General features: G+C 71.2%; 11 protein-coding genes. 3 read left to right on the top strand and 8 right to left on the bottom strand.

The genetic code is table 11. The features are described 5' to 3' along the window. Genes AB0L65_RS06540 through AB0L65_RS06525 form a run of 4 tightly spaced genes read right to left on the bottom strand, consistent with a single transcriptional unit; the run spans position 1 to position 6,075 of the window. Positions 1-846, bottom strand: a complete 846-nt coding sequence (locus AB0L65_RS06540; protein WP_364241101.1) for a carbohydrate ABC transporter permease — start codon at positions 844-846, stop codon at positions 1-3. Continuing rightward, complete coding sequence (locus tag AB0L65_RS06535; RefSeq protein WP_364241098.1) at positions 846-1,763, bottom strand: sugar ABC transporter permease; 918 nt, start codon at positions 1,761-1,763, stop codon at positions 846-848. Before AB0L65_RS06535 ends, AB0L65_RS06540 begins: the two co-directional genes overlap by 1 nt. Further along, positions 1,760-3,040, bottom strand: coding sequence for an extracellular solute-binding protein (locus AB0L65_RS06530; RefSeq protein ID WP_364241096.1), 1,281 nt, complete (start codon positions 3,038-3,040; stop codon positions 1,760-1,762). The genes AB0L65_RS06535 and AB0L65_RS06530 overlap by 4 nt, the downstream gene beginning before the upstream one ends. After that, positions 3,037-6,075: a glycoside hydrolase family 38 C-terminal domain-containing protein gene (locus AB0L65_RS06525; RefSeq protein ID WP_364241093.1), complete on the bottom strand. Its 3,039-nt coding sequence runs from the start codon at positions 6,073-6,075 to the stop codon at positions 3,037-3,039. Before AB0L65_RS06525 ends, AB0L65_RS06530 begins: the two co-directional genes overlap by 4 nt. Before the next feature lie 199 nt (positions 6,076-6,274). On the opposite strand from AB0L65_RS06525, the gene AB0L65_RS06520 reads away from it, so the two are divergent. Then, complete coding sequence (locus tag AB0L65_RS06520; protein WP_364241090.1) at positions 6,275-7,372, top strand: LacI family DNA-binding transcriptional regulator; 1,098 nt, start codon at positions 6,275-6,277, stop codon at positions 7,370-7,372. A 12-nt stretch (positions 7,373-7,384) separates the two neighbouring features. Here the strand turns inward: AB0L65_RS06520 and AB0L65_RS06515 are convergent, their stop codons facing one another. After that, positions 7,385-9,292: a S9 family peptidase gene (locus tag AB0L65_RS06515; RefSeq protein ID WP_364241087.1), complete on the bottom strand. Its 1,908-nt coding sequence runs from the start codon at positions 9,290-9,292 to the stop codon at positions 7,385-7,387. Positions 9,293-9,354: 62 nt separating this feature from the next. On the opposite strand from AB0L65_RS06515, the gene AB0L65_RS06510 reads away from it, so the two are divergent. Next, positions 9,355-10,083, top strand: coding sequence for a hypothetical protein (locus AB0L65_RS06510; protein ID WP_364241084.1), 729 nt, complete (start codon positions 9,355-9,357; stop codon positions 10,081-10,083). A gap of 115 nt (positions 10,084-10,198) precedes the next feature. Here AB0L65_RS06510 and AB0L65_RS06505 read toward each other — a convergent pair whose 3' ends face one another. Then, the gene (locus AB0L65_RS06505; RefSeq protein WP_364241082.1) at positions 10,199-10,558 is read right to left on the bottom strand and encodes a hypothetical protein; all 360 of its coding nucleotides are present in this window, start codon (positions 10,556-10,558) and stop codon (positions 10,199-10,201) included. Between the two features lie 44 nt (positions 10,559-10,602). After that, entirely contained in the window at positions 10,603-11,508 is a 906-nt protein-coding gene (locus AB0L65_RS06500; protein ID WP_364241079.1) for a LysR family transcriptional regulator, read from the bottom strand. Positions 11,509-11,677: 169 nt separating this feature from the next. Between AB0L65_RS06500 and AB0L65_RS06495 the strand changes: the two genes are divergently transcribed. After that, on the top strand, positions 11,678-12,961 hold the full coding sequence (locus AB0L65_RS06495) for an MFS transporter (RefSeq protein WP_364241076.1): 1,284 nt from the start codon (positions 11,678-11,680) through the stop codon (positions 12,959-12,961). A gap of 41 nt (positions 12,962-13,002) precedes the next feature. Here the strand turns inward: AB0L65_RS06495 and AB0L65_RS06490 are convergent, their stop codons facing one another. Beyond that, positions 13,003-16,173 carry a CARDB domain-containing protein gene (locus AB0L65_RS06490; protein WP_364241074.1) on the bottom strand — a complete coding sequence of 1,057 codons (3,171 nt, stop codon included), beginning with the start codon at positions 16,171-16,173 and terminating at the stop codon, positions 13,003-13,005. Positions 16,174-16,216: the final 43 nt, after the last annotated feature.

Genomic DNA, 16,216 nt, shown 5'->3' with positions numbered 1-16,216 from the left:
TCAACCTTTCAAGCCTCCCGCTTCGAGCCCGCGGAAGAAGTAGCGCTGCAGGATGGCGAAGAACGTGACGATGGGCACCAGGGCGATGATCGTGCCGGCCGCGATGAGGCGCGGATCGTCGTAGAAGGTGCCGCGCAGGCGGTTCAGCCCGACGGTGAGGGTGTAGTTGTCCTCGTCGGACAGCACGATGAGCGGCCACAGGAAGTCGTTCCACGAGCCGACGAAAGCGAAGATCGCCACGACCGTGATGACGCCCTTGACCTGGGGGACGGAGACGCGGATGAACCGCTGCCAGGCGTTGGCGCCGTCGACGACGGCCGCCTCCTCGAACTCGGCCGGCAGGTTGCGGAACGCGTTGCGCATGAGCAGGACGTTCAGGGCGGCCACGATCGTCGGCAGGACGACCCCCACCAGGGTGTTGGCCAGCCCGGCCGCCCTGACCAGCAGGAACTGGGAGATCAGCACGGTTTCGGCCGGGACGAGCAGGGCCGCGACGCAGATGGCCGCCGCCACCCCGCGGCCGCGGAAGCGCAGCTTGCCCAGCGCGTACCCGGCGCAGGTGGCGCCCACCACGTTGCCGGTGACGGCCATGGCGGCCACCATCAGGGAGTTGAGCAGGTAGTGCGGCACCGGGACGCGGTCGAGCACCGTCGCGAAGTTCCCCAGCGTGGGATGGCCGGGAAGCAGCTCGGGCGGCCGCGTGTAGAGCGCGTCCCCGGCTCCCTTGAGCGACAGCGAGACCTGCCACAGCAGCGGGCCCGCCAGCAGCACGGCCATCAGCAGGAGGATCAGGTAGCGCACGACCATGCCTGCCGCGATGCGGCGTCGCGCGGACGGACCGGACATCAGGAGGACCTCTGCTTGCGTTGCAGGACGAGCTGCGCGACCAGCAGCCCGCCGAGGATGACGAACATGACCAGGCTGATCGCGCCCGCGTATCCGGTGCGCGCCTGCAGGCCGGTGCCCTCGCGCTGGATGAGCATGGTCATCGTGAGATCGCCGCCGCCGATCCCGCCGGTGCCGTCGGTGAGCACGTAGATCTCGCCGAACACCCGGAAGGCCGCCACCGAGGACAGCACGCCGATGAGCCCCATCGTGGAGCGCACCCCCGGGACGGTGACGCTGAGGAAGCTGCGTATCGGGCCCGCGCCGTCCATCGCCGCCGCGTCGTACAGGCTCTGATCGATGTTCGCCAGCGCGGCCAGGTAGATGACCATGTAGTAGCCCAGGCCCATCCACACGGTGACGAACATCGCGCTGAACAGCAGCAGCCACCGGTCGGTCAGGAAAGGGACCGGCGCGGCGACCGCTTTGAGCGTGCCGAGCAGCTCGTTCACCAGGCCGCGCTTGTCGAGCATGTTCGTCCAGATCAGCCCGACGATGACCGGCGACATGATCACCGGCAGGTACATCGTGGTGCGGAAGAAGCCCATCAGCCGGCCTGCGCCGCTCAGCAGCGAGGCGAGCACGAGCGGCAGCGCCACCATGAGCGGCACCACGCACACCGTGTAGAGCGTGGAGTTCAGCAGCGCGGTGCCGAAGCGCTCGTCGGTGAACATCCGCCGGAAGTTGTCCCACCCGGTGAACTCCCCGGCCCTGAGCAGGGTGGAGTCCGTGAACGCCAGGCGCAGCGTGTTCAGGAACGGCACGAGGACCAGGACCACGATGACGGCCAGCGCCGGCAGCAGGAACAGCCACGGGGTCAGGCGCCAGCGATGGGTCGCCGGCGCGCTGCCCTCGTCGTGCGTGGCGGAGCCGGTCATCCGTGCGCGGCCAGCCGCTCGTTGGAGTACTTGGCCGACTCGTCCAGCGCCTGCTGCACCGTCTTCTTGCCGAGCAGCGCCTGGGCGATCTGCTCGCGCAGCGTGTCGGCGTCGGCCGAGCCGGAGAACGCCGGAGGCCACCACACGACCGCCTTCTTGACCTGGGCGGCGCTCTCCAGGCGCACCTTCGTGGCGGGGTCGCCGTCGTCCTTGGTGAAGTACTCGTCGTCCATCGACCCGGCCGACGACGGGAACACCGAGGCCTTCTTGGCGAAGGCGAGCTGGTTGGCGGTGTTGGTGACGTACTTGGCGAAGGCCGTGGCCAGCGGCTGGTTCTTGCCGGCGGCGTTCACGACGAGCGACTCGATGTACATGTTGGGGGCGGCGTTGCTGATCCGCGGCCCGATCCCGAGCGTCTTGTAGATCTCGGGCGCGGTGTCCTTCAGGTCGTTGAGGGTGTACGAGCTGCCCGACAGGTACGCCAGCCGGCCGGCCTTGAACTCCTCGACCTCCTTGGTCTGCAGGTTGTTCAGCGCCTCCTGGGTCAGGCCCTTGCTGGCGAACAGCTTGCGGAAGCGCTCGACGAACTCCGCGCCCTTGGCGTCGTTGTAGGTGAACTGCTTGCCCGCGGCGTCCATGAGGGGCACGCCGTACTCGCCGAACATCTCGATGACGGGCATCCGGGCGATCATCGACACGTCCGAGCAGCTCTTGGCCATGGTCTCGGCCTGGTCGAACAGCTCGTCGTAGGTGGCGGGCAGCTTGGCCGGGTCGAGGCCGCACTTCTTGAACAGCGCGGTGTTGAAGAACGCCGGCCCGGTGTTCAGGTACCACGGGTAGCCGTAGGTCCCGCCGCCGAGCCCGCTGAACGTCATCGCCTGCCACGCCTTGTCCAGGTACTGGCCCTTGGCCTGGGGGTCGGCCTTGTTGAGGTCGAGCAGGACCCCGGCCTGGGCCAGCGTGTAGGCGGCCTCGGGGCCCATGTCCACGACGTCGGGCAGCGCCCCCGCCGCGGCGTCGGCCGACAGCTTGTCCTGGTAGCCCTCGGCGGGCTGGTCCACCCAGGCGATCTTCGTGCCCGGGTGCTCCTTCTCGAAGGCCGCGATCAGCTCGGTGAAGTACGGCGTGAACTTCTCGTTCTTCAGGTTCCACGTCTGGAACTTGATCGATCCCGTCAGCGCCCCGCCCGAGGCCTGCGGCGTCGCTCCGCCGTCACCGCACCCGGACAGCAGCAGCGATCCCAGGGCCAGCGCCGCGACGCAAGTCCGTGTTCTCATTGGACATCCTCCTTGAGTGATGCATGAGTGGCGATCCGCAGGGTCGCCACCTGGAAGGGGCCGAGGTCCAGCCGCGCCTCGCCGACGGGACGGCGCGCGCCCGCCGGGCCCAGGGCCACGGGCAGGTCCTCGTCCGCGTCGATCTCCCGTTCGAGCAGGTCGGTCTCCCACACGACGGCTCCCGCGCCGAGCTCGTCGTGGCAGCTCAGCCGGGCGCTCGCCCGTCCGCCCCGCGTCTCGTACACGCGTACGACCAGGTCGCCGGAGCCGTCGTCGGCCTGTTTCACCCAGTCGACGAGCGCGTGGCCGGTGAGGAGCTCCAACCGGACCAGCGGGGCGGGCAGCCCGGTGAGGTCGGGCGCGTTGAACGTGTACGCGGCCTCGACCGCGGCCGGCACGTCCGCGCCGGGCAGCACCGCCCAGCGGAAGGTGTGCGTGCCGAGGTCGGCGCGGGGGTCGGGGAAGCGCGCGCCCCGCAGCAGGGAGAGCCGGACGACGGTGGAGTCGCCGTCGGCGCGGGCGTCGGCCCCGTACATCGTGTCGTTGACGATCGCGAGGCCGAAGTCGCCGTCGTCCACGTGCACGTAGCGGTGCATCGCGGCCTCGAACATCGCCTCCTCGGTCGCGGTGTTGGTCAGCAGCGGGCGTTCGACGTAGCCGTACTGGGTCTCGAAGCGCGCGGTCCGCGCCAGGACCCGCACCGGGACGGCGACCTTGAGCAGGCGTTCGCGCTCCTGCCAGTCCACGGCGCACTCGGTCTCGAACCGCCCGGTGCCGGCCCGCAGCCACATGGTCAGCGTGACCGTGGACGCGCCGGTCCGCCGGACCACCTCCACACCGGCGTCGGGCCCGCTGCGGACCACCCTGCGGCTCGTGACGTCGTCGAGCGCCCGGGGGTGGCGCAGCACGTGGCGGTCCACGTCCCAGGCGTCCCAGCGCACCGGTTCGTCGCGGAAGAGCTGCAGCTCGTTGAGGCGGCGGCCGGGCGGGACGACCTCCCGGCCACTGCGCAGGTCGAGGAGCGAGACGACGTGGCCGCCGCCGTCCACCACGACCCGCAGCAGGCCGTCGTCCAGCACGGTGGCGCCGGCCTCGCCGTCGGAGACCTCGACCGGGGCCGCACCCGGCCGCGCCGGCGTGATGAACGGGGGCAGCCCGCCCTCAGCCTGCTCGTCGCCCAGCTCCGTGCCGGCCCGCTTGATCAGATCGTGCAGCCGCTCCTCGATCGCCAGGTAGGTGTCGCGGGCCTCGCGGTGCACCCAGCTGATCGACGTACCCGGGAGGATGTCGTGGAACTGGTGCAGCAGCACGGTGCGCCAGATCTCGTCGAGGTCCTCGCGCGGGTACGGCGCCCCGCGCAGCGCGCTCGCCGCCGCGCTGAGATACTCGGCCGCCCGCAGCAGCGACTCGCAGCGCCTGTTGTGCCGCTTCATGGCCGCCTGCGAGGTCAGGGTGCCCCGATGCAGCTCCAGGTAGAGCTCGCCCCGGTAGACCGGCTCCAGCGCCCCGGCCTCCCGCAGCTCGGACTCGGCCTCCTCGAAGAACTCCGCCGGGGTCCTGGAGATCACGCGCGGCGCCCCCTCCAGGTCGGCGAAGCGGCGCAGCCGCTCGGCCATCTCCCGGGTGGGGCCGCCGCCTCCGTCGCCGTAGCCGTACGGGAGCAGCGAATGGGAGGCGATCGCCTTGTCCTTGAACGTGGCGACCGCGTGATGGAGCTCGCGGGCGGTCACCTCGGCGGCGTACGTCTCCGCGGGCGGGAAGTGGGTGAAGACGCGGGTGCCGTCGATGCCCTCCCACCAGAAGGAGTGGTGCGGGAAGACCGTGGTGTCGTTCCAGGAGATCTTCTGCGTCAGGAACCAGCGGGACCCGGCCCTGCGGGCCAGCTGCGGCAGGCTGCCCGAGTAGCCGAAGGAGTCGGGCAGCCACATCTCGTGGGGCTCGCGGCCGAAGCGGCTCAGGAAGTAGCGCTTGCCGTAGGTCAGCTGGCGCACCATCGACTCGCCGGTGGGGATGACGCCGTCCGCCTCCACCCACATGCCGCCGACGGGTACGAACCGGCCCTGCTCGACATAGCGCCGAAGCCGCTCGAACAGCTCCGGATAGTGCTCTTCGAGCCAGCTGAAGTGCTGGGCCGCCGACATCGTGTACACCAGGCCGGGGTCGGCGTCGAGGAGAGCGAGCGCGTTGGAGACCGTACGGGCGAGCTTGCGGACCGTCTCGCGCAGCGGCCACAGCCACGCCGTGTCCATGTGCGCGTGCCCGACGGCGGTGATCCGGTGGGCGCTGGCGTGCGCGGGCGTGGCCAGGACGGGAGCGAGGATCGCCCGCGCCCGCCCGGCACCCGCCTCGGCGTCCGCCTCGTCGTAGACGTCCAGGGCCTCCTCGATCGCGCGCAGCAGCCGCCAGTGACGCGGCTCGTCCGCGCTCAGCTCGGCGGCCAGGCCGCCGGCCACGTCCAGGTCGCAGCACAGCGCGTGGATCTCGGGCGAGAACGCGGCGATCTCCGCGCGGCGCAGCCTGAACTGCTCGAACGGCTCCTGCGCGCCCTTCTCGCCGTGCTCGGTGACGACGAAGGGCGGCAGGCCGAGCAGCAGGGGATTGGCCGCCGCCTCGACATACAGCACGAACGAGCCGTCGGCGCCGACCAGATCGGCCCCGTGACCTCGTAACCGGATGTCGGACTGGCGGGGGTGCAGGCCCTTGACGATCGTCCCGTCCGGGGTGAAGACCAGGCCCTCGCAGTGACCGCCCACGGAGTGGTCGAACCAGCCCAGGTCCAGCACCAGGTCGATCGGGCCGTCCTGCCCCGGGTCGACCGTGCCCCGGATCCGGAACCAGGTCGTGGACCAGGCCTCGCCCCAGGCGGCGCCCAGGGGGAAGGGGCGGTAGGCGGGGGCGGCCCGGCCGGCTTCGGGTTCGAGCCCGAGGGCATGGCGGGCGCGCACCGGCTCGCCGTCGTCCGGGACCGTCCAGGCCTCGACCTCGACACCGCCCAGCCGGGTGTGGAGCCGGGGCTGAATCCGTTCCCGCCGCACGCGGGCGAGCCTCTCTAGCGTGCGGCTGAGGTGGTTGTGCATTCCGTACCTCTCCGTAGCGGAGGTATCACAATCTGACTAATACGTTTTAGTACGTTATGATCAGCGAGCGACCGCAGACTAATACGTTTTAGGTGCTGCGGTCACCCGGGGGGCTCATCAAGTTTGCATAACGACGGTTGTCCGCCATGGAGGATCGATGCCGCCGAACGACCAGGTTCCGCTTCAGGACTCAGACGGTTCGTCCGAGCCTCCCGCGTCCCTGGCGGGCACTGCGCCGGCCCGGCTGAGGAGCACCGACATCGCGCGGCTGGCGGGGGTCTCGGTGTCGGCGGTGTCGCTGGCGTTCAACGCCCGCCCCGGCATCAGCGACGCCACGCGCAAGCGCATCCTCGAGGTCGCCGAGGAGCTCAACTGGCGCCCGCACCGCGCCGCCCGCGCCCTCAAGGGGGCCAACAACGACGTGGCCGGCATCGTCATCGCCCGTCCGGCCCGCACGCTCGGCGTCGAGCCGTTCTTCGCCCACTTCCTGTCCGGCCTGCAGTCCCGCCTGTCCAACGAGGGGATCGCCACCCAGCTCCTCATCGTCGAGGACACCGAGGCGGAGGTGGCCGTCTACCGCCGCTGGGCCGCCGAGAACCGCGTCGACGGGCTCGTGCTGCTGGACCTCACGGTCGACGACGTCCGGCCCCGGCTCGTCGCCGACCTGCGCGTCCCCGCCGTCATCCTGGGCGGCCACGGGGCCCCGCTGCCGCTGACCAGCGTCTGGGTCGACGACCACGCGGCCATGACCCGCATCCTCGAATATCTCGCCGCGCTCGGCCACCGGTTCATCGGCCACGTCAGCGGCATACCGTCCTACCAGCACACGCGCCGCCGCCTGCGGGCCATCGGCGACGCCCGCGAGAGCCTCGGCATCGACATCGCCAGCGTGGCCACCGACTACTCCGACACCCAGGGCGCCTCGGCCACCCGCCGCCTCCTGGAGGCGAGCCCGCGGTGCACGGCGATCATCTACGACAGCGACGTCATGGCCGCGGCGGGGCTCGGCGTGGCCACCGAGATGGCCGTGCCGGTGCCCGGCGAGGTGTCCATCGTGTCCTTCGACGACTCCATCCTCACCCATCTGCCGCATCCCCCGATCACCGCGCTGACCCGCGACACGTACGCGCTGGGCACGCTGACGGCGACCGAGCTGCTCCACACGATGGCCGAGCGCCCGGAGCCCCGCGCGGTCCAGGCCCCGACGCCGGAGCTCGTCGTCCGCGGCAGCACCGCCCCACCGCCCGGCGCGTGATCGCCGCGTGGCTCAGCCGGCGAGCCGTCGGTCGAACCACGCACGGGTGCGCCGGAGCAGGTCGAGCTGGTGGTCGCGGTCCTGGATGGAGTGTCCTTCCCCGGGATAGACGACGAACTGGTGCTCGACGCCGAACCGCCGCAGGGCCCGGTGGAAGTACACGGACTGGCCGAGTGGCACGTTCGTGTCGTCCTCGCCGTGCAGGATCAGCACCGGGGTGCGGATCCGTGAGGCGTACGAGATGGGGCTGACCCGGTCGTGCGGGTGCGGGCCGGCGCCCTCCCAGCCGCAGCTGCCGCCGAGCCCCGCCTCTGCGGTCCCGCCCTCGCCGGTCGCCACGAGCATGCCCCAGTCGCTGATGCCGGCGCCCATCACCGCGGCCTTGAACCGGTCGGTCTGCCCCACGGCCCAGGCGGCCATGAATCCGCCGTGGCTCCATCCGCCGATCCCGAGCCGGCCCGGGTCGGCGACGCCGCCGGAGATCAGCAGGTCGATGCCGCTGAGGATGTCCGTCCATTCCTCCATGCCGACCGCGCCCGCGACGGCCGCCGCGAAGTCGTGCCCGTGGCCCTGGCCGCCACGCGGGTTGGGCAGGAAGACCGCGTACCCGGTGGTCGCGAGCCACTGACCCGACGGGATCGGGCCGAGCATGAACTGGTCGGCGTGCCTGGCGTACGGACCGCCGTGTACCAGCGTGACGAGCGGGAACGTGCCGTCGCGGCGGGTCCTCCCGGGCGGCAGGATCAGCAACCCGTCGAGATCGAGTCCGTCGGACGCCTGGTACGACAGGCGTTCCTGGCTTCCCCACCTGACCTGGCGCAGCTCGGGCCGGGTGTCACTGAGCCGGATGAGCGGGCCGGCGGGTGGCCCGGCGTGCACGTTCATGGGCTCGTACGACGTGCTCGCCACCACGGCGGCGACCTCGCCCGACCGGCTCACGGTGAGCAATCCGGCGAAGCCCCGCACGGAGGACACCCGCCGGAACCCCAGCGTGCCGGGATCGAGCCGGTGGACGGCGGTGTCGAGCCCGTCCGCGAACAGTGCCAGCGGTGGCCCGTCCGCGACCTGCGCCAGGCCGGACGGGCAGACGGTCATGCCGAGGGTCAGGTTGCGATGTCCCCCCACGGGGCCGGTCGTGGGGCCGGTCGAGGGGACGGTGATGTCGAAGACGGCGCGGCCTCCGACCGGGCCGGGCGGGGTAGTCGCCAGGTAGCACAGGTGCCAGCCGTCGTCCGCGTTCCACCAGGTCGGAGTGGAGGCCTCCGGCGCGGTCCCGCCGAGCTCCCGGACGTCGCCGGTCTCCAGGTCGATCACGTGCAGCTCGCCGGTGCAGAGGCCGGTGTCGAGGTCCGGGGCGGCCCGGCTGAGCACCGCCAGCGGGCCCCCGTCCGGACGCTGCGCCGCCTCGACGACGTGCCTGCCATCGAGCCCGTCCACCGCCCGCGACCGGCCGGTGTCCAGGTCGAGCAGCCGCAACCGGCCGTACGGAACCTGCTCTCCCCACACCATGACGTCCTCGCCGGTCGGCCGGTCCGTGACCACCACCGCGACCAGCCGGCCGCAGGCGAGCGGCAGGTAGCCGGAGATCCCGCCCTCCCAGGCGGTCAGGGCCTCGGCCTCCCCGCCGTCGAGCGGGATCCGGTGCAACTGGGCGGTGCCCCGCCGCATCCGGTCCGACCCGAAGAAGAGCGAGGCCGAGTCCGGCGCCCAGCGCGGGAGGAAGTCCTTCGCCGTACCGGCGGTCAGCTTCCTGGGCGACGAGCTCCCGTCGGTCGCGGCGACCCAGATCGCACCGCTCGGGTGCTCTCCCTTTCGCCCGATCGTGGTGACCGTGTAGGCGACCCGGCGGCCGTCAGGGGAGATCGCCGGCTGCAGTGGTACGGCACCGTCCACGACCAGCTCGGGGGTGACCTCGCTCATCAGTCTGGCCCTTCGTCAAAGCGGAGACCCTTGGTGATCTCACCCCCCTAATATTCACCTTTATGATCATTCGTCTATTAGCCGGGACGGCCGCCGGCCTGGCGCTCCTGTCCGGTACGGCGCTCGCCACACCGGTCAAGGGTGCCCCCGAGCTCACCAGCAACGATCTCTACAAGGCGGCCGCGCTGCCCAAGGCCGCCTGCAAGCTGGACAAGGGCACGAGCGCCGCGTCGACCAGGAAGTACGTCACCAAGCTCGTCGCCTGCCTGAACACGGCCTGGAAGCCGGCCATCAAGGACTTCGCCCCGGTGAAGGTGGAGTTCAAGGGCCCGGACGAGAAGGAGTCCTGCTCCACCGGCATGGACGTCTCCGGCTCGTTCTCCGAGGTCTGCGCCACGGTCATCCGCGTCCGGCTGGCCGACGACTGGATCAAGGCCAAGAACGACCTCACGGTGTTCACCTCCATCGCCAGGACGTGGGGCGGGGTCGTGACCGGGCAGACCGGCATCGGGAAGGCCTGGTGGGGACTCGAGAACGACGCCGACGCGGCCATCATGAACGAGCAGAACCGCCGCTACTACCTGCAGATCGACTGCTTCGTGGGCGTGTCGGCGAAGGCCCTGGGGCGGCAGGTCAAGGACTGGAAGCCCGTCGCCAAGGTTCCGGAGTTCTGGAAGAACAGGTACCAGGGCAAGACCGCCAACCGGCTCTCCTGGCTCGAGAAGGGCTACAAGTCCGGCAAGCCGGGCGCCTGTAACACCTGGACGGCGAGCTCTTCCAAGGTCGCCTGAACCGGATCGCCGGCCACCGCCCCGGGCGGTGGCCGTCAGCCGCCGGACGGGACGGTCACCGTCAGCCGTCAGCCGTCAGCCGCCGGACGGGACGGTCACCGTCAGCCGTCAGCCGTCAGCCGTCGGACGGGGCCGGGAGGCGGCCTTCGGCCTCCGCCTGCTCGAACGCCGCGAGGCCGGCCGGGCGCATGCGGCCCTCGCGCCGCAGCCGCTCGACCCGCGCGACGTTCGGCCGCGACCAGGAGCTGCGCCGCCGGCGCGGGCTGAAGCGCTGGCAGTAGGTGGACTCGTCGCGGCGGCGGGCCGTGCCGTCGATCCACCCGTAGCACAGCGCCTCCTGGAGGGCCTGCTCGTAGGTGAGGCTGGTGGGGTCGTTCGTGCCCTTCTTGGCCAGGACGAGCCAGGCCTCGGTCATGGAGTCGTGGTGGCCGTTCAGCCAGCTCCGCCATGCGGCGGCGTCCGGGAGGATCATCATGCGTCCCATCCTCCCGGTCAAAGTGCTCATCGATTGAGCACTTATCAGCGGTGCCGGCCGAGGATCTCGCGTACGAGGTCGCGCAGCCACACGTGCGCGGGGTCCACGTCGTAGCGGGGATGCCACGCCTGCGACAGCGTCATCTCCGGCAACGCGAACGGGATCGGGAACGTCGCCAGCCCCAGAGCCTCCACCAGCGGCCGGGTCAGCCGTTCCGGCGTCATCCCCACCAGGTCGGACTGCCGCACCACCAGCAGCGACGCCTCGAACGTCGGCACCGAGCCCGCGATCCGGCGCGTCAGCCCCATGCCGGCCAGGATCTCGTCCACCGGGCCCTCGTCGCGGCCCCGCCGGGTGGCGATCACGTGCTCGGCCGCCGCCAGCCGCTCCGCCGTGACCGGCCCGTCGAGCAGCGGGTGCCCGGGACGGACGACGCCCACCGCCCGGTCTGCCATGATCGGCTCGACCCGCGTCTCCGGCGCCGGGTCCGAGATCACGGTCACCTCCAGGTCCGCGCTCCCGTCACGCAGCGCCCGCGCGTCGCCGTACCCCTCGGGGATGAAGTGGAAGCGCACCCCGGGAGCCGACGCGGCCGCCTCCGTCAGCAGTGCCACGCTCATGGCCGTGATCACCGCGTCCGAGGCCAGGATCGTGAAGCGCCGTACCAGCGTGGCCGGGTCCAGCCGGCCCGGCGGCGTGAACACCTTCCTGGCCGCCTCGACCAGCGCCCGCACCTCGTCCCGCACGGCCAGCGCCCGCGGCGTGGGCACCATGTGCCGCCCCGAGCGCACGAGCACGGGATCGCCCATGGCCTTGCGGATGCGGCCGAGCGTACGGCTCATGGCCGGCTCCGACAGGTGCAGCCGCTGCGCGGCGGCCGAGACGCTGCCCTCCTCCAGCAGGACGTCCAGCGCGATCAGCAGGTCCAGGCTGGGTTGCGTCTGACGCATATATCACCTGAAAAAGATGCATTTGAGGTTAAGTCAGGACCGAGTTTACGGTGAATTCCGCGGGAGGCCTCCGCTCGACTCATCACCCATCTCCACAACCCGGGGGTTTCGCATGCCCGCACCGACGTTAGAAACCGGCCATCCCGCCCGGACGCGGATCATGGCCCTGATGGCCTCCTCCGTGATCCTCGCGGTCGCCCTGGTCGCCGCCGTCAACCTCGCCATCCCCACGCTCGCCGCGAGCGAGCTGCGCCCGTCACCGTCCCAGATCCTCTGGATCGTGGACGCGTACGTCATCGTCTTCGCCTGCCTGCTCATCCCCGCCGGAGCGGCCGGGGACCGGTTCGGCCGCAAGGGGGTGCTGCTGGCGGGCCTGGGCGTGTTCGCGGCGGGCTGCCTGCTGGCCGCGCTCGCACCGGACGTCGGCACGCTGATCGCCGCCAGGGCGCTCAGCGGCGCGGGCGCGGCCCTGGTGATGCCCGCCTCCCTGGCCCTGACGGTCGGCGTCTACCCGGCCGCCGAACGCGGGCACGCCGTGGCCGCGTGGACCGCCGCCACCGGCGCCGCCGGGGTGGTCGGCAACGTGGGCGGCGGCGCGGTCATGGAGTACCTGCCGTGGCGGGCCCTGTTCGGCGTGCCGGTGCTGCTGGCCGGGGCGCTGGCCGTGCTGGTCGCCGTGCTGGTGCCGCGCGCGCCCCGCGTGGCGGCGACCCCGCTGGACCTGCCGGGGACGGTGCTGCTCACGGCCGCGTCCGTGGCGCTCCTGGCAGGGGTCATCGAGGGGCCCGAGGCCGGGTGGGGGAGCGGGCTCGTGCTGTCGGCGTTCGGCGTGGCGGCCGTGCTGTTCTGCGTCTTCGTCGGGCACCAGCTCCGCGCGCCGCGGCCGCTGCTCGACCCCCGGCTGTTCGCGCTGCCGCGGCTGCGGGCGGGGACGCTGGGGGTGGCGGTGACGTTCTTCGGGCTGTTCGCGATGTTCTTCGTCAACGCCCGCTTCCTGCAGGAGGTCAAGGGCTTCTCGCCGCTGGTCACCGGCGTGGCCATCGTGCCGCTCGTCATCCCCATGATCGTCCTGTCGCGGCTGTCGGGCCGCCTGCCCGCGCGGCCCGCCGTACCGGCCGGGCTGGCGGGGATCGTGGCGGGGCTGGTGTTGCTGTCGTTCGCGGACGCGGCCATGCCGTACCCGGTGTACGCGGTCGGCCTGGTCGTCATGGGGGCGGCCATGGGGGTGTGCCTGCCGGTGCTCTCGCACGAGATCATGGCGGCGCTGCCGCGCGAGCGGGCCGGGCTCGGCTCCGGGCTCAACAGTGCCACCCGCGAGCTCGGCAGCGCGGTCGGGGTCGCCGTCATGGGCACGGTGACGGCCACGTACGGGATGAGCGCCGGCTACCGCGTCGTGGCGGCCGTGGTCCTGGCCGGCGGCCTGCTCGTCACCTGGTGGCGCGGCCAGGACTGAGACCCGGCCCGCCGCGGGGTCGCCGCGGCGGGCCGTCCGGCTCAGTAGCGTTCGCTCAGGTTGAGGTTGATCTCGGTCAGTACGGTCGTCGCCTTGGTATACGTGAGCAGGTGCGCGAGGTCGTCCGGCAGCAGGAGCGTGGCCTGCGCGTGGCGGGCGGCCTGGGCCACCGACTTCAGCTCCAGCGCGGCGGCGACCAGCGAGGAGATCTTCGTCGCCGCGTTGATCCGCCGGTCGGCGAGGTTGAGGTAGGTCGTCAGCAGCTGGGCCCGGAGAAGGTCCGGCTGCCTGATCGAGAGGCCGAAGACCGCGTTCACCTCGGCCCGGGTCAGCGCGCCGTCCGGGGCCGAGCCGTCGGCCCCGTCGAAGCGGGAGTCGGTCGCCTGGATCCGGGCCAGCAGTTCGGCGCTCTGCCGGTCGGGGTGCAGCTGCCAGGACAGCTGCGGCCACGGGTTACGGGTGGGCGGCACCTCGGTGACGGTGGTCGAGGCCGTCGCGGTCACCGGCTCGTAGACGCACCCGTTCCCGTTCCGGTACGAGACCGAGGCGACGTCGGGCAGCTCGTCCCCGGCGGCTAACAGCAGGCCGGGCCGGGCCGTGAACCGCACACCGGAGGTCGCGCCGCCGTCGATCGACCCGAGCGACCAGGTGAGCGTGGTCGTGCCGTCCGGGTTGGCGGTCACCGACGAGGGCTTGGGCCCGGTGCCCTGGTCGAGGGCCCGGCTGTAGGCGACCTCGGCCGGGAGGGTGTCGGTGAGGGTCACATCGGTGGCGGTGCCGCTGCCCGCGTTGACGACCTTCAGGTCGATCGTCATGGCCTCGCCCGCGTTGACCGTCCGCGGCGCGGTCTTGGCCAGGGTGAGCTTCGGGGCGTGCGCGGTGGTCTCGGCCTTGGCGGTGTTGTTCGCCGTGTTCGCCTCGGCTCCGCCGCCGGTGTCCTTGGCGGTCGCCGTGGCCGTGTTGGTCAGGACGGTCCCGTTGGCGGTGTCGCAGGGGATCGCGTAGGTGAGCGTCTCGGTCGTGGACACTCCCGGGCCGAGGTAGGGCACCTGGCGCGTCTGGGCCGCGCCGCCGGGCGGGGTGTCGGTCAGCGCGATCGCCGTCGCCGCGCCGGTGCCGACGTTGTCGAGTTTCACCTGGTACGTGAGAGTGTCACCGGGCTCGGCGTCGCGCTTGTCGACGCTCTTGGTCGTGGCGATGTCGGGGTCGTACTGGTTGAAGAAGGAGACCTCCTGCCGCAGCACGGTGGCGAAGTCGAGCTCGCTCTCCGGACTTCCGCCGGTCCCCTTGCAGGTCGGCGCGCTCACCGGGTAGCTGCTGCAGGCCCGCCCCCTGCTGTCGGGCGAGTTGCCGGCCCGGAACCTGACGGCCGCCCAGTCGTTGTGATCGGTGAGGGTGGTCTTGTCACCGCTGCCGTTGATGTCCACGCTCACCCGGGTCGAGTCGATGATCGGGACGCCGGTGCCCGTGGTGGTGTTGTCGTTCCAGTTGAGCGGTCCGTTGCCGATCCCCGCTCGCCAGGGCCTGACGGAGCTGTCGGGGTGGGCGAGGTTGTCGGTCATCCAGAACGTGTAGTCGGTGCCGTCGCCTATCCCGTTGCTCTCCAGGAGCGAGCTCTCGACCAGGCCGGGAAGCTTCCCGGTCGAATACCCGATGCGGGTCGCCCCGGTCTTCCAGATCCCGATGTCGTTGACGAGCAGGGGCGGCGGGCTGTTGGGGATGCCCGACTGGAAGAAGTAGTTCATGACGCTGGGGTAGTTGGGCTTGAAGTTGTCGTCGGGGTCGTCGCCCTGGGGCAGGGCACCGCCGTGGGCCAGGCCGAGCGCGTGCCCGAGTTCGTGCATGAGGGTGCCGGCCTGGTCCTGCACGGTGCCGACCTCGGCGTCGGCCTTGCCCGTTCCGGTGTCGAGCACCTGCACGTCGGTGCGATGCGTGCTGGTGGTGTCGCAGGTGCCGTCGCCGCCCACCCGGATCGCTGTGCCGACCATCTTGTCGTCGCCCGCCGGCTTCGTCTGCAGGACGCCGTCGCCGCCGTAGTCGACGCCGAAGTCCGCCACGCATGTGGTCCGCCACGAGCCGAGGGTGACGAGAAAGTCCTTGTTGTTGTCCCTTTGGAACTCGCAGCACTCGCCTGAGATCCCCGGCTCGGTCTTGTCCCCGTCCTCGCGGCTGACGATGAGGTCGTGCCCGAAGATCGCATAGTGCGCGTACAGGGACAGCTCTTGGCGGAGGTGGTCGTTGCGAGCGGAGACGAACTCGGTGTCGTTGACCAGCCCGATGGCCGGTTGTTCGTTGAGCCGCGCGCCCGGGATGTAGACGAAGTCGACGCCGTCGGGGCGTGCGCCGTACGGGCACGGATTCGCCGCTCGGACCGGAGCGTTCTTGAAGGCGTTCCTGACCAGGGTGATCGCGTCGCCCTTGGGCTGGTGGGAGTGCCTGGCGTCGGCCATGTAGTCGACCTGCAGGATGATCGTCTTACGGCACGGGTCGGCGCCCAGCGCCGGCAGGTCGGCGAGAACCGTGCCGTTGCGGTCGCGGATCCCCGAGAGTTCGACGATGTCCGGGATGCCGTCCTGGTCGGTGTCGGGAGGATCGGTGCTGACGGTGATGCCGAGCCTGGTCCTCCTGCCGTCGTTGTCCTTGGGGAAGCCGTGGTCGCCGTTGCCCTCGACGCAGCTCTGGCCCTTGAAGTCGCCGGTGGAATCGATGCACGGCGTGCCGAAGACGATGCCGTCCCCCGACAGGGACCGGGAGCGGAAGTCGTAGACGAGGTTCAGCTCGATGTCCTGGGGCTGAGGGCTGATGTCCATCCTGTCGTCATTGGTGTTGAGGGCGCTGTCCCAGTCCCACAAGCTGACGGTGATGTCCACGGTCGGCTTGTCGCCGGGCAGGTCCGACTTGGTGAAGACCCAGCCGTTGGGCGCCTCGGGCAGGCCCTTGGGCGAGAACTCGTCGTCCTCGATCCGCGGGCCCACCTCGATGGGCCCGTCGGCGATCTGGACTTTCGGGTAGTAGTCCCCGTCTTTCAGGCCCCCGCCGTCCGGGTTCTCGATCTGAAAGAGATAGTCGATGGAGAAGGTCAGCGAGATGTTCGGGGCCGGCGCCGCCGCGGCGGGCGTGGTCAGGGCCGGGATCGATGCGGCGAGCAGCGCGCCCATCGCCCCGGACGCGAGCCGCCGGCGCCACGTTCTCGCTCCATGGTTGAAGCTCACGGTCGTTTCCTCCAGGAGAGTTCGCCTTGCGGAGGATCGTCCG

The sequence above is a fragment of the Nonomuraea sp. NPDC052116 genome (genome assembly GCF_040680035.1).
GTDB classification, from domain to species: domain Bacteria; phylum Actinomycetota; class Actinomycetes; order Streptosporangiales; family Streptosporangiaceae; genus Nonomuraea; species Nonomuraea angiospora_A.
This window is presented reverse-complemented; position numbering and strand designations above follow the sequence as displayed.

Coding starts and splice junctions, on each gene's coding strand:
- AB0L65_RS06540 (WP_364241101.1), bottom strand. CDS start 846: ATGTCCGGTCCGTCCGCGCGACGCCGCATCGCGGCAGGCATGGTCGTG.
- AB0L65_RS06535 (WP_364241098.1), bottom strand. CDS start 1,763: ATGACCGGCTCCGCCACGCACGACGAGGGCAGCGCGCCGGCGACCCAT.
- AB0L65_RS06530 (WP_364241096.1), bottom strand. CDS start 3,040: ATGAGAACACGGACTTGCGTCGCGGCGCTGGCCCTGGGATCGCTGCTG.
- AB0L65_RS06520 (WP_364241090.1), top strand. CDS start 6,275: ATGCCGCCGAACGACCAGGTTCCGCTTCAGGACTCAGACGGTTCGTCC.
- AB0L65_RS06515 (WP_364241087.1), bottom strand. CDS start 9,292: ATGAGCGAGGTCACCCCCGAGCTGGTCGTGGACGGTGCCGTACCACTG.
- AB0L65_RS06510 (WP_364241084.1), top strand. CDS start 9,355: ATGATCATTCGTCTATTAGCCGGGACGGCCGCCGGCCTGGCGCTCCTG.
- AB0L65_RS06505 (WP_364241082.1), bottom strand. CDS start 10,558: ATGATGATCCTCCCGGACGCCGCCGCATGGCGGAGCTGGCTGAACGGC.
- AB0L65_RS06500 (WP_364241079.1), bottom strand. CDS start 11,508: ATGCGTCAGACGCAACCCAGCCTGGACCTGCTGATCGCGCTGGACGTC.
- AB0L65_RS06495 (WP_364241076.1), top strand. CDS start 11,678: ATGGCCTCCTCCGTGATCCTCGCGGTCGCCCTGGTCGCCGCCGTCAAC.